Source organism: Mesorhizobium sp. WSM3224 (assembly GCF_000427725.1).
In the GTDB taxonomy this organism is placed as follows: Bacteria; Pseudomonadota; Alphaproteobacteria; order Rhizobiales; family Rhizobiaceae; genus Mesorhizobium.
The window spans coordinates 511,959-536,395 of record NZ_ATYO01000001.1 but is presented as its reverse complement, the minus strand read 5'-3'; the positions used below and the strand labels follow the sequence as shown (position 1 = coordinate 536,395).

Sequence of the window (24,437 nt, the reverse complement as noted above, 5' to 3'; positions counted from 1 at the left end):
CGATCACTTTCCTTCAGAGAGGGAAATGGAGGTTCCGCTGCCGTGGGCCTCGCCGGAGCGCACGGCGTGAGCAGCGGTCTGGACGCCGTGGGAGAGGCGCTGGGATCGCTGCATGCGTTTAGCCCAGTCAGGCGGGCCTTGTGCTGCGCCGCTCGCTTGGCCACCGCGACCAAACGATGGATCGCTGGCGGGCTCGGCAGCACCTGCGACCGTCCCCAGTGTCGAAGAACCACCAGTCGCTTCAACGGCGGAACTGACGCCTGAAGCGAAGCTTGACTTCATTGATTGACTGGCACGCGCGACCGCGCGCTTGAGCGGCGAGGCTGCAGCGGATGCACTTGCGCTTGCAACGCCGCTCAGCCCGGAGGTAACAGCGGCAGCACCGGTCTGGCCGGCGGAGCCGAGGGAATAGGCAGTTGACGCCCCGCCCGCCAGGAACGCGCCGCTTCGCGTCGCGGAAGCCGCTCCGGAGAAAGCGGCGCCCCCGCCCCGGACTGCAAGGCCAGCAGCGCCGCCGGCGACAAGCGCCGTGCCGCCAGCGGCAAGGCCCGTGCCAACCGCGGCGCCGGCACCAAGCTGCGGTCCGCCGGAGACGAGACCATTGGCAATGCTAGGACCGAAGATGCCCAGACCGAGCAGCGACAGTGCCGCCAGCACGATCGCCATGGCTTGATCGATGGTAGGGCTGTCGCCACCAAAACCTTGGGTGAACTCGCCGAAGAGCGTCGAGCCGATGCCGATGACTACGGCAAGAACAAGCACCTTGATACCGGACGAAATGACATTGCCGAGCACGCGTTCAGCCATGAAGGCCGTCTTGCCGAAGAGGCCGAACGGGATCAGGACGAAGCCTGCCAGCGTCGACAGCTTGAATTCGATCAGCGTGACGAAGAGCTGCACAGCCAGGATGAAGAAGGCAAGCAGGACGAGCGCCCAGGCAAACAGCAAGCAAGCGATCTGAATGAAATTCTCGAAGAAGGAAACGTAGCCCATCAACCCCGAGATCGCCTCGAGCAATGGTCGTCCGGCGTCGAGCCCGGTCTGCGCCACCTTGCCAGGCCGCAGCAGATCCTGAACCGAGAATCCGGTGCCGCTCGCCTTCAGGCCGAGGCCGGAAAAGCTCTCGAAGACGATGCGGGCAAGGCTGTTCCAGTTGGAGATCAGATAGGCGAAGACGCCCACGAACAGCGTCTTCTTGACGAGCCGCGCGAGGATGTCGTCATCGGCGCCCCAACTCCAGAAAAGTGCGGCGAGCGTCACGTCAATGACAATGAGCGTAGTGGCGATGAATGCGACTTCGCCGCCAAGCAGGCCGAAGCCGCTGTCGATGTAACGGGTAAATGTGCCGAGGAACTGATCAATGACGCCGGTGCCACCCATGCCTATCGCGCCCCCTGCCCGGTCGCATCCGGCGAATGCGGCAAGGCCAACCCTGGCGCGGCGTTACCCGATGGCGGATTGAAGCCAAGGAAGCGATCGCGCTGTTCGGCCCACAATCGCGAGCAATCGCGATCGAGCAAGGCAGCCTCGCCGAGGCTCTGGCAGCGGCGAAGACCCTCGCGAAGCGCACTCGGCGCTATGGACGCTGGCGGGCGGACGGATCCAGCCGATGTTTCCTTCTTGCGGGTCATTTCGAGCGCGGTCGCAGTCACGGCGAACGCGACGAAGATGATGCCGGCGATGCGAACGAGGGTCTTGCCATCCATGATCCCGGACCTCAGCGGTTGAACATCGCCGCATTGCCGGCCTGGTAGCCCGATCCCGGGACGAGGAAGCGCCGCCGCTGCTCACGACCCTGTTCGGCGGCCGCGGCGCGTTCGGCCTCTGTCAGTGCCGCTGCCCGGCCGTTCGCGGCGACGACGGCCGTGAGGTCTGCGAGTTGCTGAGCCTGAAGCGCCAGAAGCTGGTTGCCGGCTTGCGTCGCCTGGAGCGCGCCGATCGCCGATTGGCTGGCGCCGACCAGCCCAGACATCTGGGCGCGATTGGTGTCGATGTTTCCAACGACCCCGGCCTGAACCCGCATGGCGTCCTGGAGGCCGCCAACCGTGTTTTGCCAGCGCGAGCGCGCATCTGCGACGAGTTGCTGATCGGACGTGGACAGGGACACGCTGCCGTATTGCTGCTGGAAGACCTTGTCGACCTGCTGGACGTCGAAGGCGATGTTTTGCGCCTGGTTGAGCAGTTGCTGGGTGCGCTGCACCGATTGCTGCAATTGCTGGAGCGAGGAGAAGGGCAGGCTCGCCAGATTGCGGGCCTGATTGATCAGCATCTGGGCTTCGTTCTGCAGCGAGGTGATCTGGTTGGTGACCTGCTGGAGCGATCTGGCAGCCGTCAGCACATTCTGGGCATAGTTCGATGGATCAAACACGATGAAAGCGTGCGCCGGCCTGACAACGATGGGCGATACTGAAAGGGGCAAGGCGAGCATGGCCGCGGCCAGCGTAAGGGCGCGTGCGCGGGCGTGACGGGTAATCATGTTTGGGGCTCCTTTTTGGGTTGCGGGGCAGAGATTTGCGGGGCGGAGATGAGGTCGGCGGCCCAGGCGACGTTTCTGGCGCGCAGCCATGCCGCGAGGAAACCGTCCCGGCCGTTCTCGATGGCAACACTGGCAATGAGAGCCTGGTCGGTCTTGGACGAAGCGGCGCAGAGCGCGAGACCGACCTCGGAAAGGCCGAGCTCGAAGAGACGGTTGCCGCGGCGCGACTGGCAATAGTAGTCGCGCTTTGGCGTCGCGCGCGCCAGGATCTCGATCTGGCGGTCGTTGAGGCCGAAGCGGCGGTAGATCGCCGTGATCTGCGGTTCGACCGCGCGTTCGTTGGGCAGCAGCAGCCGGGTTGGGCAGCTTTCGATAATCACCGGCGCGATGCCGGAGCTGTCGATGTCGGACAATGACTGGGTGGCAAAGACGACGCTGGCGTTCTTCTTGCGCAGCGTCTTCAGCCACTCGCGCAACTGGCCGGCAAAACCTTCGTCATCAAGCGCGAGCCAGCCCTCGTCAATGATCAGAAGAGTCGGCCGTCCATCGAGCCGGTCGCCTATGCGGTGAAACAGGTAGGACAGAACAGCAGGTGCTGCTCCGGTGCCGATAAGACCCTCGATTTCGAAGGCTTGCACGGATGCCGCGCCGAGATGCTCGGCTTCGGAATCGAGCAGCCGGCCGTATGGGCCTCCAACGCAATAAGGCCGCAGGGCCTGCTTCAAGTCGTTCGCCTGCAAGAGCACGCTGAGGCCAGTGATGGTGCGCTCGTCGACCGGCGCTGAGGCGAGCGATGTCAGCGCGGTCCAGATGTGCTCCTTGACATCGGGGGTGATGGGGATGCCTTCGCGTGCAAGGATCGCCACGATCCAGTCGGCCGCCCAGGCGCGCTCGTAGGTGTCGTGGACGCGCTGGAGAGGCTGGAGCGATACGGAAGCCTGGCTCCCCTCGGTGAGCCCGCCCCCGAGATCGTGCCAGTCACCGCCCATGGCGAGTGCTGCGGCGCGGATCGAGCCGCCGAAGTCGAAAGCGATGACTTGGCTGTGCAGATAGCGTCGGAACTGCAGCGCCATCAGCGCAAGCAGCACGGACTTGCCAGCGCCGGTGGGTCCGACCACCAGGGTGTGGCCGACGTCGCCGACATGCAAGGACAACCGGAACGGGGTCGAGCCCTCGGTCTTGCCATATAGCAAGGGAGGATTACCAAGGTGCTCGTCCCGTTCCGGCCCCGCCCACACGGCAGAGAGGGGGATCATGTGGGCGAGATTGAGTGTCGAGATGGGCGGTTGGCGGACATTGGCGTAGGCATGCCCGGGCAATGACCCAAGCCAGGCATCGACGGCATTGACCGTTTCCAGCATGGCGCTGAAGTCGCGACCCTGAATGACTTTCTCGACAAGGCGCAATTTTTCTTGCGCCAAATGCGGATCGGCGTCCCAGACCGTGATGGTCGCGGTGACGTAGGCCACGCCCGCAACGTCAGCGCCGAGTTCCTGCAAGGCGATGTCGGTGTCCGCGGCCTTGTTGGCGGCGTCCGTGTCCACGAGCACGGACGCCTCGTTCGTCATGACTTCCTTCAGGATCGCGGCGATGCTCTTCCTTTTGGCAAACCATTGCCGTCGGATCTTCCTCAGCAGTCTGGTAGCGTCGAACTTGTCGAGCAGGATCGCGCGTGTCGTCCAGCGATAGGGAAAAGCGAGCCGGTTCAGATCGTCGAGCAGGCCTGGCGTCGTTGCGGTCGGAAAGCCGACAATGGTGAGAACGCGCAGATGCTGGTCGCCAAGGCGCGGCTCGAGCCCGGCAGTCAAAGGCTGCTCCGCCAGCAGCGCATCGAGATAGATCGGGGTCTCCGGGGCGCGCACCCCATGGCGTTTCGTCGAGACAGTCGAATGCAGGTAGGTCAGCGTCTCGGCATCGTCGAGCCACTGGCATTCCGGCATGAAGCCGTCGAGAAGCGAGAGAACACGATCGGTGCGGTCGACAAACGCGCGCAGGATCTCATGAGGATCCACGCCGGACTGTTCGCGCCCCTCGTAGAGCCAAGTCTCCGCCCGCGCCGCATCTTCAGCCGGCGGCAGGTAGAGGAAGGTGAGGAAGTAGCTCGATATGAAGTGGATGCCCTCCTCCTCGAAGTCGGCTTTGCGCTCGGCGTCGACCAGGCCGGAGGCGGGATCGGGAAATTGGCTGTCGGGATAGGTCGCCGCCTCATGGCGCTGCGCCTCGACGAAAATGCTCCAACCGGAGCCCAGACGACGAAAGGCGTTGTTGATGCGCGAGGCGACCGCCACCAGTTCTGCCGCCACGGCGGAATCCAGGTCCGGACCGCGAAACCTTGCGGTGCGCTGAAAGCTCCCGTCCTTGTTCAACACCACACCAGGCGCCGCGAGCGCGGCCCAAGGCAGATAGTCGGCCAGGCGGCTGGCGTCCCGGCGAAACTCAGCAAGGTTCATCATGGCCGCGCCCTCAAACCGACAGGTGGGCGGGAAGGCGCAGATGTCTCCGGACGACTTCAACGAAGAGCGGATCGCGCTTTGCGGCCCACACCGCCGTGAAGTGTCCGAGCGCCCAGAGAAGGAGACCGACCAGCCACAGCCGCAGGCCGAGGCCGACCGCGCCTGCGAGGGTGCCGTTCATGATCGCTATCGAACGCGGCGCGCCGGCGAGCAGGATGTGCTCGGTCAGAGCTCTGTGAACGGAGACCACATATCCCGGCACCGCGTCGATCTGTTCGAAAGCGGTCGCCATCAGATCAGCGCTCCGCCGCCAAATGAGAAGAACGACAGAAAAAAGCTGGACGCCGCGAAGGCGATCGAGAGGCCGAAGACGATCTGGATCAGTCGCCGAAAACCTCCGGAAGTATCGCCGAAGGCGAGCGTCAGTCCGGTCACGATGATGATGATCACGGCAATGATCTTGGAGACCGGACCTTCGATCGACTGAAGGATCTTCTCCAGCGGCTGCTCCCACGGCATTGACGATCCGGCGGCATTGGCGGCCGAGGCGGCAATGAGACTGATGAAGAGCGTCGTGCCTGAAGCGGCGATACGCCGGTAGCCTCGCGAGAGAGCGCGGATCATGAATTGTCTCCTTCATTGTTCTGGCTGGCTTGGGAAGTGCGATAGTCGCCGTCGGGACCAAGTCCTTCGACCCGGGTGAGCTCGGTGAGCCGGCGCGCAGAACCGCGTCCGGATAGAACGGCGACCATGTCTATGGTTTCGGCTATCAAGGCGCGCGGAACGGTGACGACGGCTTCCTGGATGAGTTGCTCGAGACGCCGCAGGGCGCCGATGCCGGAGCCGGCGTGGATGGTGCCGATGCCGCCGGGATGCCCGGTGCCCCAAGCCTTCAGAAGGTCAAGCGCCTCCGAGCCTCGCACTTCGCCGATGGGGATGCGGTCGGGACGAAGGCGGAGCGAGGAGCGGACCAGATCGGCGAGCGATGCGACGCCATCCTTGGTGCGCATGGCGACCATGTTGGGCGCGGAGCATTGCAGTTCGCGCGTGTCCTCGATGATGACGACGCGATCCGACCCCTTCGCCACTTCGGCGAGCAGGGCATTGGTCAGCGTCGTCTTGCCGGTGGACGTGCCGCCCGCCACAAGGATGTTCGCGCGGCCCACTACTGCGGCGCGCAACGTGGCCTTCTGGCCGGCGGTCATTATGCCCGCCGCGACATAGTCCTCGAGCGTGAACACAGCGACTGCCGGCTTGCGGATCGCGAAGGCGGGCGCTGAAACGACGGGCGGAAGCAGCCCCTCGAAGCGTTCGCCGGTTTCCGGCAACTCAGCCGAGACGCGCGGAGAACGGCCATGCACCTCGGCGCCAACATGGTGAGCGACCAGACGCACAATGCGCTCGCCATCGGCGGCCGGCAGCATCTGGCCCGTGTCAGCCAGACCCTCCGAAAGCCGATCCACCCAGATTCGGCCGTCGGGGTTCAACATCACTTCGACGATTGCCGGATCGTCGAGGAACCGGCTGATGGCTTGACCGAGCGCGGTGCGCAGCATGCGCGAACTGCGCGCGCGTCGTTCGGTGTCGTTGTGCAAAGCTGCCATTTTGTCCCCGTTTCGGTCGGGAACAATGCAGGCGGTCCCCGGTCGGGGATGATTAAGAGAACGGTATTCTTAGCTGCTGCAACAGGTTTATCGAGGCGTCGTAGCGTGGCGTGTAAATACAGGAGATGGACGGCGCTCGCGCGCACAGCCTTTCCGTGAGGTTGGGACGCAATGGCAGATTCAATACGCGATCGCGTATATTGGGCATATCATACGTATCTACGTATAAGCCGCACCATACTTGATAGCGTATATTGACAAGAAATACGCGAATGCGTGTACGGCCCTCCGGAGGCTTATCGTGACCGGCCAGATCGCACGCAACGAGAAGCAACTCGGCGCCATCCTGCGTCGCGCCCGCCGGCAAGGCCGACCTCACGCAAGAGACGCTTGGCAATCAAAAGCCGCCGCTGTCTCGGCTGTCGCGTTCTGGCACTACGGCTCCTTCATCAGTCATACCCGACCAGCGCTGGCAGAAATTCTAGCGGCAACCTCACAGGCTAGATATTGCGGAGAGCTCTGAACTTCGCCGCTCCACTGTTTCAGGCAAGCCGCTATTCCGTCTTGGGCGGCGCTGGTTTCTTGATCTGCTGCGCGTCAGTTGTCTTCGCCACGTCGGATTTTTCAACGCTGGCCGTTTTGGTCGTGTCGACCTGTGCTGCTGATGCCATTGATTGGTGATACGCGCACTCTGCGGCTGCGCCCGACATCGACAGGCCCAATGCTGCGACCGTCGCAAGGAAGGTTTTCATCCGATCCTCCTTATTCGTCGATGACGCAGAGTAACCCCTCATGCACCGACCGCAAAATCACTTTCGGTAAGCTCGCCGCCGCAAGGATGACGATTTGAACCTGCGACCCCCTCGTCCCGAACGAGCGGGTTGGCCAGAAAAAGTCCGGATTTCCGCCATTTCTCGTGACGCCAGACGGCCTTTGTTCACGTTTATTTCCAGCGATTCTGTGGGGTAACTGTGGGGTATTCGGAAATGTTCTCTTTCTGTGCCGCAAGCATCCTGACTGTCTTTTTGTGCAGGTTTGGCGAGCGAGACTTGGAGACGATCGCCCGGATGGCTTCGGTCTGAAAATCGGGGTGATGGTGTCCATAGGTCTCAATCAGCATCTCGACGGTCATCCCGAGGAAGCCGGCGGCTGCCCAGGGATCGGAACCCTGTTGCATCAGCCAGGTCGCAGCTGTGTGGCGGAAGACGTGCGGCGTGATGTCAGTGCGGAATACGCGCCGAATGCTACCGTCAGGTGCTGCCACGTCGTCATGCCAGCCGAGCCCGGCCGCCTCGACCACTGAGCGGAAGGCCTTCTTGATCGATTGCACCGGTTTGCCGTTCCACTCTACGACGTAGTCGTGCGCGATCATGCGGCCGATGCTTGCGCTCTTCCCGCGGCCCTTGGTCTTGATCTCCAACGGTGTTGCCGCCCAGCGACGCACATGTGCAAGCAGCCGGTCAGGCAACCTGACCGGCGGTTGGCGTTTGTTCGTCTGGCGGCGGCGGGTGGCGCGGCGGTAGAAAATGCCGCGTTCGAGGTCGACATGCCCGGCGCCCTCTGTTGGCCCGATGGCTGCTCCGCAGATCGCGGCCGACCGGGTGCCGGTGTATAGAGCAACGAGGATAAAGCGCGCGACGTGGCGTCCCGTGCGACGGTCGCTTGGCTTGCCCTTCCATGACTGGCGCATGCGCCACGCGGCGCGAAGCAATGCTGCGGCCTCATCGCGGGTCAGCCAGCGGTCGCGCGGTAGAGGCTTCGCTGGCGGCACGATCGTAGGGGTCGAGGTTACATAGCCTTCTCGGTGATAGTGGTTCAGTGCTGCGCGCAGATCCTCCAATTGACGTCTGGCAGCGGCGCCATTGCCGTGCACCTTCGCGTAGTCGCGACAGACCTTGCCATTGATGTCGCCGATTTTCGTGTTGCCGAACCACTTCAGCACAACGATCAGCCGTTCGGCGGTTTGCTTTGGTTTGGCGTGTAAGGGCGCTACCTCGGTAAGATAAACGCCAACGGCGTCGGCTACCGGGACGGTGGCCGGATCGCGTCCGCGCTCGCGGGCCGGTGGCCGGTATTTTTCGATGATGTGTTGGGCGAGCCGTTTCTCAGCGCGTTCGCGGTCGCCAGTGCCACCGCAAGCGCTGATGAAGGTTGCACCGTCGCGGATGTACCAGCCAGCTCCGTTGCGCAAGGCTCCGTTCTGCTTTCTGCTTTCAGCGCGCCAGACCAGGCGCGCCCCTTTCGACGTCCGCGACATAGCTCTCTCATCTTAGCGATCGCTGCCAAAGTCACGTATTCCTTGCCTGCGATCAGCTCTGTCTGCAGGCGGCCAGCATCTCGTTCCTTTCGCAACCCTGCCGCGCCAATAGAACCGTCCGGGAACGCTATCTCGGCAGCAACGTTGAGGCGGAGCGGCACATTGTCGTCCAACTGCTCTGGGATGCTCATTGCATGCCTCTCGTTTGACGCCGTAGAACAATCTCAGCGTCATCGGCTAGTGCTTGAGCCTGATGATCGGGCAATGGCCAGACAATTGCCCGATGTGACCCAGATCTTTCGCCAGCAAGCGCAGGATCCATCGGTATCAAACAGCTAGGGCATAGCTGGCGCTGTCCCGAGTTCATTCTCACCACCAGGTGGTTATGCGTTTGAAAAGTACGCATCCAAGAACCGTATGTGAACGGCACTAGACCCCTTATGCGGTGGTTAGGACGCTCTTGCGTAAGAAACGGCGGCATATAGGTCAGGGAGAACTTGGCAACTTCGACGACGCCCTGAACGCCCAACAAGACGGTTCACGAAGGTATCGCCAATGAGCTGCTCGTGCGGTGCCGGCCAAGGCCGCGATATTGCGGCGACGTCACCGCGATAGAGTCAGAGTGTGGATTGGCTTTTCCACGACGGGTCGAAAGCTGGGGAGAGTCCTCCAGCGCCTGTCGCGGAGAAATCACGATGTCCAATCACCATCACCGACCCGCAGTCGCTGCCGGCCGGGCGAACCTCTATGACGAGATAACCGACAAGATCATCTCGCAGTTGGAGGCGGGTCGGTTTCCTTGGGTTCAGCCCTGGGGGAGTGCGGCGGCCAAGGCGCCGCTATCGCTGCCCCGGAACGCCAGCACCGGCAGAGCATATAGCGGCATCAATGTGCTTATCCTGTGGGGCGCTGTCGTCGAGCAGGGCTATACGGCCCAAAACTGGCTGACTTTCCGCCAGGCCCTCGCGCTTGGCGGAAACGTTCGCAAGGGCGAGCACGGCACAACCGTCGTGTATGCTGATCGCTTTGTTCCTCACGATGAGAAGAAACGCGCCAGAGATACTGGCGAAGATGCCCGGCCGGTCTCGTTCCTCAAGAAGTTCACCGTGTTCAATGCCGAGCAATGTGAAGATTTGCCGGAAAACATGGCAGTCTCCCAGCTACCGGACCCGGCCCTGATCGAGCCACGTGTGGAGGCCCTGATCAAGGCCACAGGCATTGAATTCCGCATCGGCGGCGATCGAGCCTATTACCTGCCAACCCAGGACCGCATTCAAGTACCGCCGCCTCAAGCCTTCTTCGAGCCTATCAACTGGCATCGCACGGCGCTGCATGAACTTGGCCATGCTACGGGCCATCCCTCACGTCTTGCGCGCGACCTCTCCGGCTCCTTCGGAACCAGAAAGTATGCGTTCGAGGAACTGGTGGCGGAGATCAGCGCCGCCTTCTCGTGCGCTGCTTTGGGCATCGTTCCGACCGTGCGGCATGCCGACTACATCGGATCATGGCTGGAGGTGCTGCGGCAGGACAATCGCGCTGTCGTGCGCGCCGCCAGCCTGGCCGGCAAGGCGACCGACTGGCTCCTCAGTCATCTGCCGGAAGAAGTCGCGCTGCCCATCGAGGTGGATGTCGATCAGAACAGGAGGGCAGCCTGATGTCGCGGCACGATGCCTCCGAACTGGCATCCTGTCTCGGCCGACAGGCCGAGGCGGTGTGCCGACGCTATCTTCCCAATGGTCGTCGCGTGGGTCGCTATTGGGTGGTTGGCGATGCTCGCAATGCCTCGGGGCGCTCCATGTTTGTGCGCCTCGGGGGACCGGATTTCGGCAAGGGCGCGGCAGGCAAGTGGACCGACGCCGCCACTGGCGAGCACGGTGACCTGCTCGACGTGATCCGTGAATCACTTGGCTTGGTCGACTTCAGGGACGTTGCCGATGAAGCGCGCAGCTTTTTGTCCATGCCTCATCAGCTACCGCCTCACCCAGCCGGATGCAAAACGCCAGCATCTCGCGCTGGAGCAGGCTTTGCCGATGCGGCGAGACGGCTGGTTGCCATGTCGCGGCCAATCTCCGGAACACTTGTCGAGACGTATTTGCGTGGACGCGGTATAACGGCCTTCCACGAAACCGGCAGCCTTCGCTTTCATCCGCGCTGCTACTATCGGCGCGATGAGGACGGGCAGACCGAAACCTGGCCTGCAATGATCGCGGCCGTTACTGACCTCGACGGCAGACTCACCGGCGCGCATCGCACCTGGCTCGATCCGAGCGGTTTCAGTGAGATCTGTCTCGGCCGAGCTCCAATCGACACGCCGAGGCGAGCCATGGGCGAACTTTTGGGGCACGGAGTACGCTTCGGCGTCGCCTGCGACGTGATGGTCGCCGGCGAAGGCATCGAGACCATGCTGTCGCAGCGCTCGGTGCTGCCCGCAATGCCGGTAATCGCAGCCCTGTCCGCGGGACATCTGTCTGCCATTCTTTTTCCTGAGACGCTGCGGCGTCTTTACATCGCCCGCGACAACGATCGGGCGGGGAAAAGGGCAACCGCGGCCCTCATGCAACGCGCCAGCTCGGCCGGCATAGAGGCGATCGTGCTGACGCCGCAACTCGGCGACTTCAACGAGGATCTTCGTCTGCTCGGTCCCGATGCCCTCAGGGCAAACTTGCGGGTTCAGATCGCACCGCGCGACGTCGCCCGCTTCATGATGCTCGCGGTCTGACGAGAGGACAGAGCGGCAAGCGGCATGCCGCTGTCCTTGCCCTCATGGTGCTTTCCTTCGTCTGGAAAGGACCGGCCCACGGCCTTCCAGAGGGCGATCGGGCGACAGCCGGTCCGGACCGGCAATGGCTTCGCCCGGCTATTTTCCGGCGGCCCTTTCCACCCCATGCGGCGGGCCGCATGGGACCCCGTCTTCGGGCCTTTCCATCGCCAAACAAAATAGCCGGGCTTCGCCATCCTCCACTGGCGTTCCGGCCCTGCGCTGATGCTGCGGGTGCAAGTCCGGACCGTCCGCCGCCTTCGTCGCCATGAAGGCCGCGATGGGCGCGGCCGACCCGCCGAAGCAAGCCGCCATGAGCAACCAGCACGACACCGACTTCGAACCGCAACACGCGTCGTCCCCAACTGATCACGTCCTCCAGGAACTCCAGCTCTACGGCTACCGTCCGTTCGAAGACGAACCAGATCCGCGACCGCTTCCTGAGGGTCACGTAATCGCAGCCAGCATCTGCGACATTTTCGACGCCCTGGTAGTGGCGCTGTCCGACACGCGCCTCGAGCCCGACCTCGAGGAACTACTTTGGGGCACGGTAAACCTCTTCCATCGCGCAACCGATCGGATCGAACGCGAACTCGATGACAACGAACTCGCTCAGCGGCGCCTGCAGCGCGAACAGGACGGCTCCGAGGTCAAATCCGTGGAGTTGGAGCTCCTTACCGCCCAGGGGCAGACGTTCATCGAACGCCGCAACGCCTTCGAACTGATGCGCGATCAGGCCGCCGAACACTTTGAACGTCACACCCACTCGATCTGGCGTCCGCGTACCGGCTCCATGATCAACCGCCGCAACCTGACTGCCGCTATGATCGACAGCCGCGATTTCCTTGCCGCCAAGAAGCACGCTGACAATCAGGTCTTCCTGCCACCCGGCCCGAAGGTGGCCTTCACCGGCGGCCTCGACTTCAACGACCACGCTCTGATCTGGGCAAAGCTCGACCAGGCCCGCGCCAAGCATCCCGACATGGTGCTGTTGCATGGTGGCTCGCCGAAGGGCGCTGAGTTGATCGCCGCAAAATGGGCCGACAACCGCAAGGTGCCTCAGATCGCCTTCAAACCCGACTGGACGAAGCACGCCAAGGCCGCACCATTCAAACGCAATGACGCAATGCTCGACGCAATGCCGATTGGCGTCATCGTCTACCCAGGCACCGGCATCCAGGACAATCTCGCAGACAAGGCCCGCAGGCTCGGTATCCCCGTTTATCGATTTGAGTCGAGCGGCGCGTGAGCGCCGCCTTCTTCAGGAGCCGGACCGACCGAGCAACCTCGGCAATGATGTGGAGGGCGAGACTGCAGCCTGATCTAGTCCGGCCGAGCACTCGTATCGGCGGGCATGCCCGTAGACGCTTCGAATACCTGCACCCGCAGGTGAAGCGGTTTGCAATAATCCTGTAGCGAGACGATCGGCTGAGAACCCGCTTGCCGGCTAGCGGAGGTTGCAATGGGTAGCCGCTCGGCCCATCTGATCACGGCCGCCACCCGAGCGCACCTAAGCGGTCTCATCGATGGATGTATCTGGCCGAAGGACGGCTTCGCCTCGATCGCCTTTGACGCAATGGCGTGGGACCGACTTTCTTCCCCTGACGGCTGCGCCGTCATTCCTCGCCAAGCAACAAAGTCGGTCCCACGCCATCCTCCGCTGACGCTTCGGCCCAAGGGTGCGCCGGCGATCGCCTTCGGCCTGTCGATCACCATCGAGACCGCAATGGTGCGGGCTCGAGACAGACAGGATCAAGGAGAACCACAATGGCTACCATCGGCACCTTTAAGAAGTCCGGCAACAACGAGTTCACTGGCGAAATCGTCACGCTCAGCGCCCAGGCCCGCGGCGTCCGCATCGTCCCCGAAAACCGAGCCAACGGTGAGAATGCCCCCAGCCACCGGGTCTTCGTCGGCCGAGTGGAAATCGGCGCCGCCTGGGCCAAGCAGTCCAACGAAGGCCGCAACTATCTGGGCCTCAAGCTCGACGATCCGAGCTTCACCGCCCCGATCTTCGCAAACCTCTTCGACGACGAAGACGGTGAGGGCTACAGCCTGATCTGGTCCCGCCCGAGCCGCCGTAACAAAGAATAGGAGGCAAACAAGAGGCTCCGCCCGGCCAACCGGGCGGAGCCTCAAGTCACCAGCTGCAAAGGCAGCGCGGGCAGCCGGAGCGATGCCAGCACAACATCGCGTAATGCTCATTGATCTCCTCCACCGCTAAGATGACATCTGCAAGGATCGTGTTTTAGGTTTCGCATGTTGGGGAAGTGCAAATCATGATCGGGCCGTTCGACCACATCGCTCCCACGGGGGACGAACTCACAGACTATGACCGCAACCACATTAAGCTCTACATGCGCTTGTTCGACGCCGATGCCGACGGTGCTGATTGGCGTGAGGTGGTCAAAGTTCTGTTCGGGATCGACCCGGCAAAGGAGCCGCAGCGCGCTCGACATGTCCACGATACCCACTTGGCGCGGGCGCGCTGGATGACGCGCACTGGTTACCGCCACCTTCTGCGCCAAGATGACGCCTAGCGAATATTTCCAGGGTGATGCTTTTTGAGCACCACGCCATGCACCTTAGGGGCCTTCCGCCGGTCGCCAGAGTCGGGAATCGATTCGTGCGCAACTTGCAGTTTTAGCGAGGAGCTGCACGATGAAGCCCGACACGTCGCATTGGCGAGACAACAGCAGCTACGACTTCTTCGACGACCTGCCAGTCGAAGGCCTGGCTTGGGAGTGTCTGCGCCGCTCAGACTCCTATCAACGGCACTATCTGGCCCTTGTGCGTGAGGGATTTGAAAGAGATCCCTTCCCAACCGAAGCGCAGAAACGCTGGGGGTTGCGATTTCGCGGCCCGACCCGACTTGTCGGCATTGATGCAAGACGTTTTGTGGTCACCGCTGGCCAACCCAGCGGTGATGACCCTCATGGCATCGCCAGATTTCCTGTCAGGCGAATCTTCCACATCGTCCGTTGAGGTTGGCAAACAGCACAAGAGCCCACAGGGATTTCATGCCATCCGCGATAGTGGGATTGCGACACAACTGCTCTTGCTTCCCGGGAGCGCGGCGAGCCGATCCCTCGCGGCCCTGATCCCGCTCGATTCCCAGGCGCTTGGACGGGTCGAGGCCCTCGTCCGTTTCTGGCGCTCCTGTCATGGGCGGCCCGTGCCGCCGGATACACGAATGACCGATCAGCAGCGGCGCCGCCTGCGCCTGATGATGCAGGCCGCCGATGGCCGCAAAAGCGGCGCCAGCTACCGTGAAATCGCGACCGTCTTCTATGGGACAGGGCGTGTTGCCTCCGATCCGTGGAAAACCTCGCCCCTTCGCGACACCGTGATCGGTCTCGTCAAGGGCGGCGGTGCCATGATTTCCGGTGGCTATCTGCAACTCTTGCGCCATCGCAAGCGGGCCTAGCGCCCTGGGGTGGGAATATTCGACCCCCCAATCTTCCCCATCCCTCACGAAGCCTCTTTTCCGCCACCGTGATCGCCGTCCGCCGCTGAGCGCCAGCGGTTCACCGAAGCCCCACGGAGGCCCGACAAATGCGACCTGATCTAGCCGTTTTGCCGCCCCGCTTTCTGCGCACCAAGGAAGCTGCCGAGTTCCTCAGCCTGTCGTCGCGCACGCTCGAAAAACACCGCACTTATGGCACGGGTCCTGCCTACCGCAAGCTTGGCGGCCGCGTCGTCTATGCCGTTGACGATCTCCAGGCCTGGGCTCAGCGCGGCGCAGTGAATTCGACTTCTGACCCTCGTGGTTCCGTGCTTCCCGCCAAGCGCCATCCGCCGGCTGCTTTCACACCGACCGGGCGCTACGTGCGCTGAGTTACGAGAGCCATGCAAAGGCGCCGCTCATGCTCATGCTGGCGCAACCACCACCAACCATGCACCGCACATGCTTTCCGCAAGGTCAGGAGACAGCCAATGGGCACTGTCGTTGACTTCCCTTCAGGCCGATCGGCGCCAGGCCCTGTTGCCGGCGAAGGCTTAACTCATGTCCAACTGACCTGGGTCGAGAAAAAGATCGAGTACCGGATCCGCTTCGGTTCGATCGCTCGGGAGAAGGTGATCGATCGGCGCCGACGCATCGTTTCGTTTCGTCCCGGTGACATCTTCACCTTCGTCCGATGGGCAGCAAACGACTTCGGCACGATCATCTCGCGCGTCGATATCGTGCGCGCGGTCGCCGAGGGCGAAGCGCATCAGACGCTGCCGTTCGTGCGGCCCGGCGGTGCCATTTTGCTCACGGCTCAAGACTGGCCCAGGGTCGAGCGCGTACTGCAGACGATCGACGGCATCGAGCAACTCGGCATCGATCCGGCAAAAGTCTCGCCCGATCACTGGCGGCACGTCCACAACCGAATGACGGTTGGGCAGGCACCTCGCAATTACACGCTGGATCTTCACCGAGCCTACCTCCTGCGTCAGCGGATCCAGCCATGATGCGGTCACCGATTGTCCTGGTGACGGCATTGGCGACCATGGCAGCGCTGTGCCCAGTCCTCGAGCCAGTGCCGCCGAAGTTTGTCTGGAACGCGTCGGCCAGCGCACCGATTGGCCTCTATCGGATCGATGCCAGGGGGCCGTTCGGAGCCGGTGACCTGGTCGCCGTCGAGCCGCCTGAAACGCTTGCAACGTTCCTGGCTGACCGCGGCTACCTGCCGATGGACGTGCTGCTTTTGAAGCATATCCTTGCAATCCCCGGTCAAACCGTTTGCCGGAACAAGCTCACGATTTCGATCGATGGCGGTGCCGTAGGCGTTGCGCTTGAGCAAGATCGCATCGGCCGCGGCCTGCCTACCTGGCAGGGCTGCCGACGCATTCCAGTCGGCGCCGTTTTCCTCATGAACCGCCAGGTTCGCGACAGCTTCGATGGCCGCTACTTCGGCCTCATCTCCACCGATCACATCATCGGCCGCGCGGTCCCGTTGTGGACCGACGAGCAGGGCGACGGCCGCTTCCAATGGCGCGCTTCAGCGCGGTGAGCGCGTCACGGGCGGCGCCCTTTCGTGCCGCCCATTGTCAGCACGCACATCAAAGACGGGAGAAAGCACATGCCACAAATCGGAGAATTCATCAGCCATCAGACCGGTTATTCTGGAAGAATTCAGACGCTCATTCTCAACCTTGAGGTCGCGATCGTCGCGGCCGAGGCGAGCGATGCGGACAATGGGCCCGACTATCGGGTGCATGCCGACAGCGAAGACGGCAGCACGATCGGGGCCGGTTGGAAACACTCCAGCGAGAAGGCCGGCGAGTTCGTATCACTGCAGATAGACGACCCGACTTTCGCGCAGCCGATCCGCGCTTATCTGTTTCAGAACGGCGACGACAAGAAGTCCTGGTCTTTGCATTGGTCGCGCCAGCGTGACCGCGCCGAGAAGGACTAGGCGATGTCAGCGCGCCGTCGGCCGGCGAGCCAAGCCATATCGCACACGTTGCCTCGTGCGATATGGCGCTCGGCACTCATTCTACTTGGCGGGCTTTGCATCACTTGCTTGGTTCCCGCTGCCGCATTGGCGCAGAGCCCGCCTGCCATCATGCCGCCGGCGCGCAATCGTTATGACGCTCACATCGCGGAAGCCGCGAAGCGCTTTCGCCTTCCGCCGACCTGGATCCGCGCCGTCCTTGGCGCCGAAAGCGCAGGCGACCAGCGCGCCACATCGCGCAAGGGCGCCATGGGGCTGATGCAGATCGTGCCAAACACCTGGTCCGACCTGCGAGTTCGGTACCGACTCGGCGCCGATCCTTACGACCCGCACGACAATATCATCGCGGGCTCGGCCTATATCCGCGAGTTGGCTGATCGCTACGGATCGCCCGGCTGGATTGCCGCCTACAATGCTGGCCCTGGGCGCTACGAGGCGTCGCTGCAAGGCAGGCGGCTGCCTCGGGAAACGCTTGCCTATGTCGCGATCGTAACGTCCGCCATCGGCAACGCTGGTGCAACGAAAGCGAACAACCAGGCATTCTCCGAACGTTATGGCTGGAAGAGCGCTCCGCTGTTCGCCGCGCAGCCGAGCGGCATCCCGGGCGAGCGTCCGACACAACCGGATCGATCCCACGATGACGCTTCAAACGCTGCGTCCAGGCAAGGATTGGCCGACGCCGCAGCTCGATCGACCGGTCTGTTCGTTCCCAAAGCGAGCAAGAAGTCCGTGCCATGAGCTGCGATGATGCTCTTCGCCTCACATCGTGCTCCCGCGTGCCATGGCGTACGGTCGGGGCAGATCAACGCAGTCCGATCGAGCGATGGCAGGATAAAAGGGCGCACATTGCGCGCCGGTCGGACGGTAGGATTTGCCAGGTTTTTGGGCCCACGGCGCACATTGCAGCCCCTATGGGCAATGTGCGTCGATCGCCGGAAGCCTTGTATGAGCGTCGTCCTTTCCACATTGCGGGACAGCGCCATGACCGATGAGCGTGCGTTCCGCATTCGGCCAGGTCGCATCCGCTCGACCCGCGCTCAAGCTGCACGGCCCTTCATCGCCCAAGCGCTGGCGGCGGCGAAAAAAGCTGGCGGTGGCGTCTCTCGCTCGGGAAAAGTCGTTTACGGCAACCGCTCCAGGTTTGGTCACGGACAGCGCGCCAGCATCCAGGCGAACCGCCTCATCACCTCGCGATCGCGCGGCGCAGTCGTAAAGGCTCGCGTTGTACGTCGTAGCGCGAGCGCTGCCTCACTGGCCACACATCTCAATTATCTGCGCCGGGAGGGCGTGACCCGGGACGGAGACAAGGCACGGTTGTTCGGGCCGCAGACGGAGGATGCCAACGGCGCGGCCTTCGCCGCGCGCGCCAAGGATGATCGGCACCATTTCCGTTTCATCGTCTCTCCCGACGACGCCCTCGAGATGGCGGACCTCAAATCCTTCAGCCGCGATCTGGTGGGGCAGATGGAGAAGGACCTCGGCACTGGGCTCGACTGGGTCGCGGTCGATCACTGGAACACCGAGCATCCGCACGTTCATCTGATCGTGCGCGGCGTGCGCGACGACGGCCAGGACCTGGTCATTGCGCGCGATTACATCAAGGAAGGCATGCGGGACCGGGCTCGCGACCTGATCACTCAGGAACTGGGGCCGCGAACCGATCTCGACATCCGTCGCTCACTCGAAAGCCAGATCCGGTCCGAACGCTGGACCGGGCTCGATCGCCAGTTACTTCGCAACAGCCGCGACAGCGGGGTCATCGATTTGGCCCGACGCCCTCATTATCAGCCCGACGAATATCATGCGCTCAAGATCGGCCGTCTGCGCAAGCTCGAAGCGCTTGGTCTCGCCGACCAGATCGGCCCGGGCCAATGGGTCCTCGACGACCAGGCCGAAGCGAGGCTGCGCGAGTTGGGCGAGCGTGGCGACATCATAAAGCGCATGCATCGCGCACTGACCATGCGAGGGATCGAACGGGGTTCGGCCAGTTATGTGTTGGCCGCCGAAAGTCTCGATACTCCCATCGTCGGCCGGCTGGTCGATCGCGGACCCGATGATGAACTGAGCGGTGCGGCCTACGCGGTTGTCGACGGCATTGACGGACGTATCCATCACATCAGATTTTGTACTCTAGATGCCGCCGGCGACGGCCCGACGGGATCGATTGTCGAGCTGCGCAAGTTCGATGATGGGCGCGGCCAGCGTCGCGTCACGCTTGCGGTGTGCTGCGATCTTAGCGTGGATGAACAGGTTACCGCACCGGGCGCGACCTGGCTCGACCGCCAGGCTATTGCTGGCCGGCCTGCCGCACTGGCGAAGGGGGGCTTCGGCGCCGAGGTCGGCGATGCCTTGGACCGCCGGGCCGAACATCTGGTCAACCAAGGGCTCGCTGAGAGGCAAGGCAACCGGATCATCTTCAGCGCGAACCTGCTCGATACGCTGCGCCGTCGCGAACTGGAGGTGATTGGCGACAAGCTCGCGGCCGATAGAGGACGGCCCTTCAACCGTGCCGCCAGCGGCGACTATGTCGCCGGTGCCTATGGTCAACGCCTGTCTCTCGCCTCCGGCCGTTTCGCCATGATCGACGACGGATTTGGCTTCCAACTTGTACCCTGGACGCCCTCCCTCGAAAAACATCGCGGCCAGCATGTCTGCGGGGTTGCTCGTGGTGACGGCGGCATCGACTGGAGCTTTGCCCGCAAGCGCGGGCTCGGTCTCTGACAGCTAAAAGAAAGGATGAGGCCATGTCCGCAACGAAGATCCTGTGGGGTCAGATCCTCGCCGTCTTCCTGATCGTCCTGTTGACGACCTGGACGGCGACGCAATGGACCGCATGGCGGCTTGGGTTCCAGGCGCAACTCGGACCGAGCTGGTTCGAAGTCGCCGGCCTGCCTGTCTACCATCCACCCGCCCTGTTCTGGTGGTGGTACTTCTACGACGCCTATGCCCCTGCCGTTTTCATGGAAGGCGGACTGATCGCCGTGTCGGGCGGCTTCTTGTCTGTCATTGTTGCAATCGCCATGTCTGTGTGGCGCGCACGTGAAGCCAAGAACGTGGTGACTTACGGTTCGGCGCGATGGGCCAACAGGAGAGAGGTAAAGGCTGCCGGGCTGCTCGGCGCCGACGGTGTGGTGCTAGGGCGCTATCAGCGTCATTACCTTCGCCATGATGGGCCCGAGCATGTGCTGTGCTTCGCCCCAACCCGTTCGGGCAAGGGCGTCGGCCTGGTGGTGCCTTCGCTGTTAACCTGGCCGGGCTCAGCGATAGTCCACGACATCAAAGGCGAGAATTGGCAAATCACCGCCGGATTCCGTGCTCTGCACGGTCGTGTCCTGCTGTTCGATCCCACCAATTCGAGATCGTCGGCCTACAATCCTTTGTTGGAGGTGCGTCGTGGTGAATGGGAGGTGCGCGACGTCCAGAACATCGCCGACATTCTGGTCGATCCGGAAGGCAGCCTGGAAAAACGAAACCATTGGGAAAAGACCAGTCACGCATTGCTGGTAGGCGCGATCCTTCACGTCCTCTACGCCGAGAAGGACAAGACGCTCGCCGGCGTGGCCGCCTTCCTTTCGGATCCGAAGCGTCCGATCGAGTCCACGCTGGCGGCAATGATGAAGACCGCCCATTTGGGAGAAGCAGGCCCGCACCCGGTCATCGCCAGTGCGGCGCGCGAACTGCTCAACAAATCTGACAATGAGCGCTCGGGCGTGCTCTCCACGGCGATGTCCTTCCTCGGTCTCTATCGCGACCCCGTCGTTGCCGAGGTGACGAGCCGCTGCGATTGGCGGATCAGCGACATGGTCGGCGCCATCAAACCAGCGACACTCTACCTGGTGGTGCCGCCTTCGGACATCAATCGGACCAAGCCGCTCATTCGCCTTGTCCTCAACCAGATTGGGCGTCGCCTGACCGAGGAGCTTCATGCGACGAGCAATCGGCATCGGCTTCTGGTCATGCTCGACGAGTTTCCTGCGCTCGGCCGCCTCGACTTCTTCGAAACTGCATTGGCTTTCATGGCTGGCTATGGGCTGAAGAGCTTCCTAATCGCGCAGTCGCTTAACCAGATCGAGAAGGCCTACGGCCCGAACAACTCCATCCTCGACAATTGTCATGTGCGCGTGAGCTTCGCAACGAATGATGAAAGGACCGCCAAACGTGTGTCTGACGCGCTCGGCACTGCAACCGAGATGCGGGCGATGAAGAACTATGCCGGCCACCGGCTTTCACCCTGGCTCGGACATTTGATGGTGTCGCGGCAAGAGACCGCCCGCCAGTTGATGACACCTGGCGAGATCATGCAGCTTCCGCCGACCGACGAGATCGTCATGGTGTCAGGCACATCACCGATCAGGGCGAATAAGGCACGCTATTACGAGGATATCCGCTTGCGCGAACGCGTCCTGTCGCCGCCCGAGCTGGCGCGATCCGAAAAAGCTCGTCCTAACGATTGGAGTAGCCTGCCGATCCTGAAACAGCCCGAGGTCGACGAAGCTCCCGGCACGCTCCAGGAGCGAGATGAAGATCCGACCGAGTCCGAGCAGCGCCAACAACCCGAACTGAACCGCGTGAGCCCGATCGAGAAAGCGGGCCCTATCGAGAACGAGTTCGGTATCGAGGCGGCCGACGATACTGACGATGGCGAAGCTGTCAGAAACCGGCGCCTGGCGCGCCTCATGAAGGGCACAGCGCGGCAGGTCTCGCTCGACCCCGATGACGGCATGGGATTGTAGGTGCCATGACCAATCGAAAGAAAAAAGTGCAGATCTCTGTCTATCTCGATCCGGCAGTCATGAAGATGCTTCAGGATTGCGCGACGCGGCGCGGACAATCCCAGTCCATGATCGCGGAGGCGGCGATCGCGTCGTTCTTGTCGCCGGACGCGGATGAGCGTCTCGAGGCGGCGATCGTCAAACGCCTCGACCAGGTCGATCGGCGGCTGGGCCGGCAGGAGCGCGACACAGGCATCGCGGTCGAGACACTTGCAGTGTTTGTCCGCTTTTGGCTGGCGACCACTCCCGCCTTGCCGGAACCTGCGGCCCAGGCGGCTCGAGCCAAGGCGGCCGAACGCTATGAGGCTTTCGTCTCTGCCTTGGGCAGGCGTTTGGCCAAGGGACCGAAACTGCGGCAGGAGATATCGGAGGATATCGATCCAGTTGGCGACAAGGGAATGCCGTCCCCGGCCGGAATGTAGGTTCTGGCGCGCGCCAGGCGCCCGCGGCGTTGCTTCAGAATGACGATCCAGGATAGCCACCGGCCGCCATCAAGAACCTGACGTCCGATATGGATCACTGCGACCAGAAAAAACAAGCACTTGGGCGCTTGTCGCTCCCGCCTTTCGTCAACGTCGAGTACTGAACAATAAGCTTGAAGCTGTTGCCGATCATTGTGCTCGACGGGGAGCCCTTATCTTGGCCTAATGGCGACCTAGCTGAAACGATCGGGGACGGCGAGACCAGGTGAGAGAATGAAGTTCACATTGACAGCCATTTTGCCTGTAATCGCGGCGCTGCTCTTCGCCGCAGGTTGCTCATCGACCGCCGCATCTCTCGATCCGGCGAAATACGACAAGATGAATTGCGCCGAGCTCAACAGGGCGCTCGGCGACACCGCCACCGATATTTCACGGACTGCCATCAGCCGCGGCAAGGTCGCCAACACCAGCGTGCCGAGCTGGCTGCTCGGCGGCGAGCGCGTGAAGAGCGTGGTGGCCAATCGCGAAACCGCCCGGATCGACAGGCTGCAGCAACAGCAGCAGGTGATCGTCGCTACGCGGAGGCAGAGGTGCCCGGCCTCGCAGTAGCCGAACCGATCAGGCTTGCCCGGCTTCAAGCGCTCATGCGGAACTTTGTCGTATCGATCGCGGCGTTCATCAGCGTCTGCGTGTAGGCTTCGCGCGGATTGTCGAAGATTTCCTGCGTCGGACCTTCCTCGACGATCTTTCCCTGCTTCATGACGATGATGTAGTCGGCCATCGCGCGCACCACCGCGAGGTCGTGGCTGATGAAGAGATAGGACAGTTCGTGATCGGCCTGCAGCTTGCGCAGCAGCTCGACGATCTGCTTCTGCACGGAGCGGTCGAGCGCCGAGGTCGGCTCGTCCAGCACCACCACTTTCGGCTTCAGGATCATGGCGCGGGCAATGGCGATGCGCTGTCGCTGGCCGCCGGAAAATTCATGCGGGTAGCGGTTGCGCGCGTTGGGATCGAGGCCGACCTCGCGCAGCGCCTCGACGGCGCGCTGGTCGCGCTGCTTGCCGGTGAGCGAGGGCTCGTGCACCAAAAGGCCTTCGGTGATCACCTGGCCGACGGTCATGCGCGGCGACAGCGAACCGAAGGGATCCTGGAAGACGAGTTGCAATTCGCGCCTGAGCGGCCGCATCGCCTGGCGGTCGGCTTCCGATATGTCGCGATCGCCGAAGCGGATGACGCCGTCGCTCGGCAAGAGCCTGAGCAGCGCGCGGCCGAGCGTCGACTTGCCTGAACCGGACTCGCCGACGATGCCGATCGTCTGGTTGCGCTTCAACCGGATCGAGATCCTGTCCACCGCGCGCAGCATCAGCGGCTCGCCGCCAAGGAAGCCGCCGCCGATCCTGAAGACGACTTCGACATTGCGGCCTTCGAGCAGCACGGGAGAATTGGCGGGCGGCGCCGCCTTGGTGCCGGTCGGCTCGGCCGCAAGCAACATCTTGGTGTAGGCATGCTGCGGATTGGCAAAAAGCGCCTCGGCGTTGCCCTCCTCCACCACCTCGCCCTGGCGCATGACATAGACGCGATCGGCGAAGCGGCGCACGATGCCGAGGTCGTGGGTGATGAAGACGATGGCCATGCCGACCTTGCGCTGCAGTTCGGCAAGCAGCATCAGTATCTGCGCCTGGATGGTGACGTCGAGCGCCGTCGTCGGCTCGTCGGCGATCAGGATGTCGGGATCGTTGGCCAAGGCCATGGCGATCATGACGCGCTGGCGCTGGCCCCCGGACATTTCGTGCGGATAGGATTTCATCCGCCGCTCGGGGTCCGGGATATGCACCAGCCGCAAAAGCTTCAGGGCCTCCTCGCGCGCCGCCTGTCCATTCAGGCCGCGGTGCCGGCGAATTGGCTCGATGAGCTGGTTGCCGATGGTGTAGAGCGGGTCGAGCGAGGTCATCGGCTCCTGGAAGATCATGCTGATCTTTCGCCCCCGGACCTTGTTGAGCTCGCTCTTGGTCATCTCCAAAAGATTGCGGCCGCGATAGTCTACCTGGCCGGTGGCCTCGCCATTGGATGAGAGCAGGCTCATCGCCGCCATCATCGTCTGGCTCTTGCCGGAACCGGATTCGCCGACGACGGCGACCGTCTCGCCGGCACTGACCTTGATGTTGACGCCCTTGACCGCCTCGACGGTGCCGTCGAGGGTCTGGAAGCGGACGCGCAGGTCCTTGACGCTGAGGATCGTTTCGGGAGCGGTCAT

26 protein-coding genes are annotated in these 24,437 nt (G+C 62.8%); 16 read left to right on the top strand and 10 right to left on the bottom strand.

Features of this window, described 5'->3' with window-relative positions; translation table 11 throughout:
- Positions 1-3: 3 nt before the first annotated feature.
- The 9 genes from trbL to YU3_RS35890 form a co-directional block, all read right to left on the bottom strand.
- Positions 4-1,380, bottom strand: a complete 1,377-nt coding sequence (gene trbL / locus YU3_RS0102540) for a P-type conjugative transfer protein TrbL (protein WP_027164763.1) — start codon at positions 1,378-1,380, stop codon at positions 4-6.
- Between the two features lie 2 nt (positions 1,381-1,382).
- A complete protein-coding gene (gene trbK-alt / locus YU3_RS35895; protein WP_051333821.1) occupies positions 1,383-1,706 on the bottom strand; it encodes a putative entry exclusion protein TrbK-alt in 324 nt (107 codons plus the stop codon).
- Positions 1,707-1,717: 11 nt separating this feature from the next.
- Positions 1,718-2,476 (bottom strand): P-type conjugative transfer protein TrbJ, encoded by a 759-nt coding sequence (gene trbJ / locus YU3_RS0102530; RefSeq protein ID WP_027164762.1) that lies wholly within the window; start codon positions 2,474-2,476, stop codon positions 1,718-1,720.
- Complete coding sequence (gene trbE / locus YU3_RS0102525; RefSeq protein WP_027164761.1) at positions 2,473-4,929, bottom strand: conjugal transfer protein TrbE; 2,457 nt, start codon at positions 4,927-4,929, stop codon at positions 2,473-2,475. The genes trbJ and trbE overlap by 4 nt, the downstream gene beginning before the upstream one ends.
- A 10-nt stretch (positions 4,930-4,939) precedes the next feature.
- Positions 4,940-5,221, bottom strand: coding sequence for a VirB3 family type IV secretion system protein (locus tag YU3_RS0102520; protein WP_027164760.1), 282 nt, complete (start codon positions 5,219-5,221; stop codon positions 4,940-4,942).
- The gene (locus tag YU3_RS0102515; RefSeq protein ID WP_027164759.1) at positions 5,221-5,553 is read right to left on the bottom strand and encodes a TrbC/VirB2 family protein; all 333 of its coding nucleotides are present in this window, start codon (positions 5,551-5,553) and stop codon (positions 5,221-5,223) included. Before YU3_RS0102515 ends, YU3_RS0102520 begins: the two co-directional genes overlap by 1 nt.
- Positions 5,550-6,533: a P-type conjugative transfer ATPase TrbB gene (gene trbB / locus YU3_RS0102510; protein ID WP_027164758.1), complete on the bottom strand. Its 984-nt coding sequence runs from the start codon at positions 6,531-6,533 to the stop codon at positions 5,550-5,552. The genes YU3_RS0102515 and trbB overlap by 4 nt, the downstream gene beginning before the upstream one ends.
- Before the next feature lie 554 nt (positions 6,534-7,087).
- Entirely contained in the window at positions 7,088-7,285 is a 198-nt protein-coding gene (locus tag YU3_RS0102505) for a DUF680 domain-containing protein (protein ID WP_027164757.1), read from the bottom strand.
- A gap of 191 nt (positions 7,286-7,476) precedes the next feature.
- Positions 7,477-8,790: a tyrosine-type recombinase/integrase gene (locus tag YU3_RS35890; RefSeq protein ID WP_051333820.1), complete on the bottom strand. Its 1,314-nt coding sequence runs from the start codon at positions 8,788-8,790 to the stop codon at positions 7,477-7,479.
- A 695-nt stretch (positions 8,791-9,485) separates the two neighbouring features.
- Here YU3_RS35890 and YU3_RS0102495 point away from each other — a divergent pair.
- The 16 genes from YU3_RS0102495 (at position 9,486) to YU3_RS0102420 (ending at position 22,792) form a co-directional block, all read left to right on the top strand.
- Complete coding sequence (locus YU3_RS0102495) at positions 9,486-10,445, top strand: zincin-like metallopeptidase domain-containing protein (RefSeq protein ID WP_027164756.1); 960 nt, start codon at positions 9,486-9,488, stop codon at positions 10,443-10,445.
- On the top strand, positions 10,445-11,509 hold the full coding sequence (locus YU3_RS0102490; protein WP_027164755.1) for a toprim domain-containing protein: 1,065 nt from the start codon (positions 10,445-10,447) through the stop codon (positions 11,507-11,509). Before YU3_RS0102495 ends, YU3_RS0102490 begins: the two co-directional genes overlap by 1 nt.
- A gap of 352 nt (positions 11,510-11,861) precedes the next feature.
- Complete coding sequence (locus tag YU3_RS0102485) at positions 11,862-12,797, top strand: DUF2493 domain-containing protein (RefSeq protein ID WP_027164754.1); 936 nt, start codon at positions 11,862-11,864, stop codon at positions 12,795-12,797.
- Between the two features lie 518 nt (positions 12,798-13,315).
- Positions 13,316-13,642, top strand: a complete 327-nt coding sequence (locus YU3_RS0102475) for a DUF736 domain-containing protein (protein WP_027164752.1) — start codon at positions 13,316-13,318, stop codon at positions 13,640-13,642.
- Between the two features lie 185 nt (positions 13,643-13,827).
- Complete coding sequence (locus YU3_RS0102470) at positions 13,828-14,088, top strand: DUF2285 domain-containing protein (protein ID WP_027164751.1); 261 nt, start codon at positions 13,828-13,830, stop codon at positions 14,086-14,088.
- Positions 14,089-14,209: 121 nt separating this feature from the next.
- Positions 14,210-14,533 carry a DUF6499 domain-containing protein gene (locus YU3_RS39025; protein WP_198021632.1) on the top strand — a complete coding sequence of 108 codons (324 nt, stop codon included), beginning with the start codon at positions 14,210-14,212 and terminating at the stop codon, positions 14,531-14,533.
- Entirely contained in the window at positions 14,433-14,975 is a 543-nt protein-coding gene (locus YU3_RS39020; RefSeq protein ID WP_084507892.1) for a DUF2285 domain-containing protein, read from the top strand. The genes YU3_RS39025 and YU3_RS39020 overlap by 101 nt, the downstream gene beginning before the upstream one ends.
- A 128-nt stretch (positions 14,976-15,103) precedes the next feature.
- Positions 15,104-15,385, top strand: a complete 282-nt coding sequence (locus tag YU3_RS0102460) for a helix-turn-helix domain-containing protein (protein WP_027164749.1) — start codon at positions 15,104-15,106, stop codon at positions 15,383-15,385.
- A 99-nt stretch (positions 15,386-15,484) separates the two neighbouring features.
- Positions 15,485-16,003, top strand: coding sequence for a DUF2840 domain-containing protein (locus tag YU3_RS0102455; RefSeq protein WP_027164748.1), 519 nt, complete (start codon positions 15,485-15,487; stop codon positions 16,001-16,003).
- Positions 16,000-16,545, top strand: coding sequence for a S26 family signal peptidase (locus YU3_RS0102450; protein ID WP_027164747.1), 546 nt, complete (start codon positions 16,000-16,002; stop codon positions 16,543-16,545). The genes YU3_RS0102455 and YU3_RS0102450 overlap by 4 nt, the downstream gene beginning before the upstream one ends.
- Positions 16,546-16,614: 69 nt before the next feature.
- Positions 16,615-16,950, top strand: a complete 336-nt coding sequence (locus tag YU3_RS0102445; protein WP_027164746.1) for a DUF736 domain-containing protein — start codon at positions 16,615-16,617, stop codon at positions 16,948-16,950.
- A gap of 150 nt (positions 16,951-17,100) precedes the next feature.
- Positions 17,101-17,727 (top strand): lytic transglycosylase domain-containing protein, encoded by a 627-nt coding sequence (locus YU3_RS42070; protein ID WP_280794774.1) that lies wholly within the window; start codon positions 17,101-17,103, stop codon positions 17,725-17,727.
- A gap of 243 nt (positions 17,728-17,970) precedes the next feature.
- On the top strand, positions 17,971-19,710 hold the full coding sequence (locus YU3_RS0102435; protein ID WP_027164744.1) for a VirD2 family relaxase/mobilization nuclease: 1,740 nt from the start codon (positions 17,971-17,973) through the stop codon (positions 19,708-19,710).
- A 23-nt stretch (positions 19,711-19,733) separates the two neighbouring features.
- Positions 19,734-21,722, top strand: coding sequence for a conjugal transfer protein TraG (locus tag YU3_RS0102430; RefSeq protein ID WP_027164743.1), 1,989 nt, complete (start codon positions 19,734-19,736; stop codon positions 21,720-21,722).
- A gap of 5 nt (positions 21,723-21,727) precedes the next feature.
- Complete coding sequence (locus tag YU3_RS35875; RefSeq protein WP_051333819.1) at positions 21,728-22,183, top strand: hypothetical protein; 456 nt, start codon at positions 21,728-21,730, stop codon at positions 22,181-22,183.
- Positions 22,184-22,456: 273 nt separating this feature from the next.
- Entirely contained in the window at positions 22,457-22,792 is a 336-nt protein-coding gene (locus YU3_RS0102420; protein ID WP_027164742.1) for a hypothetical protein, read from the top strand.
- Positions 22,793-22,817: 25 nt separating this feature from the next.
- Here the strand turns inward: YU3_RS0102420 and YU3_RS0102415 are convergent, their stop codons facing one another.
- Complete coding sequence (locus YU3_RS0102415) at positions 22,818-24,437, bottom strand: ABC transporter ATP-binding protein (protein ID WP_027164741.1); 1,620 nt, start codon at positions 24,435-24,437, stop codon at positions 22,818-22,820.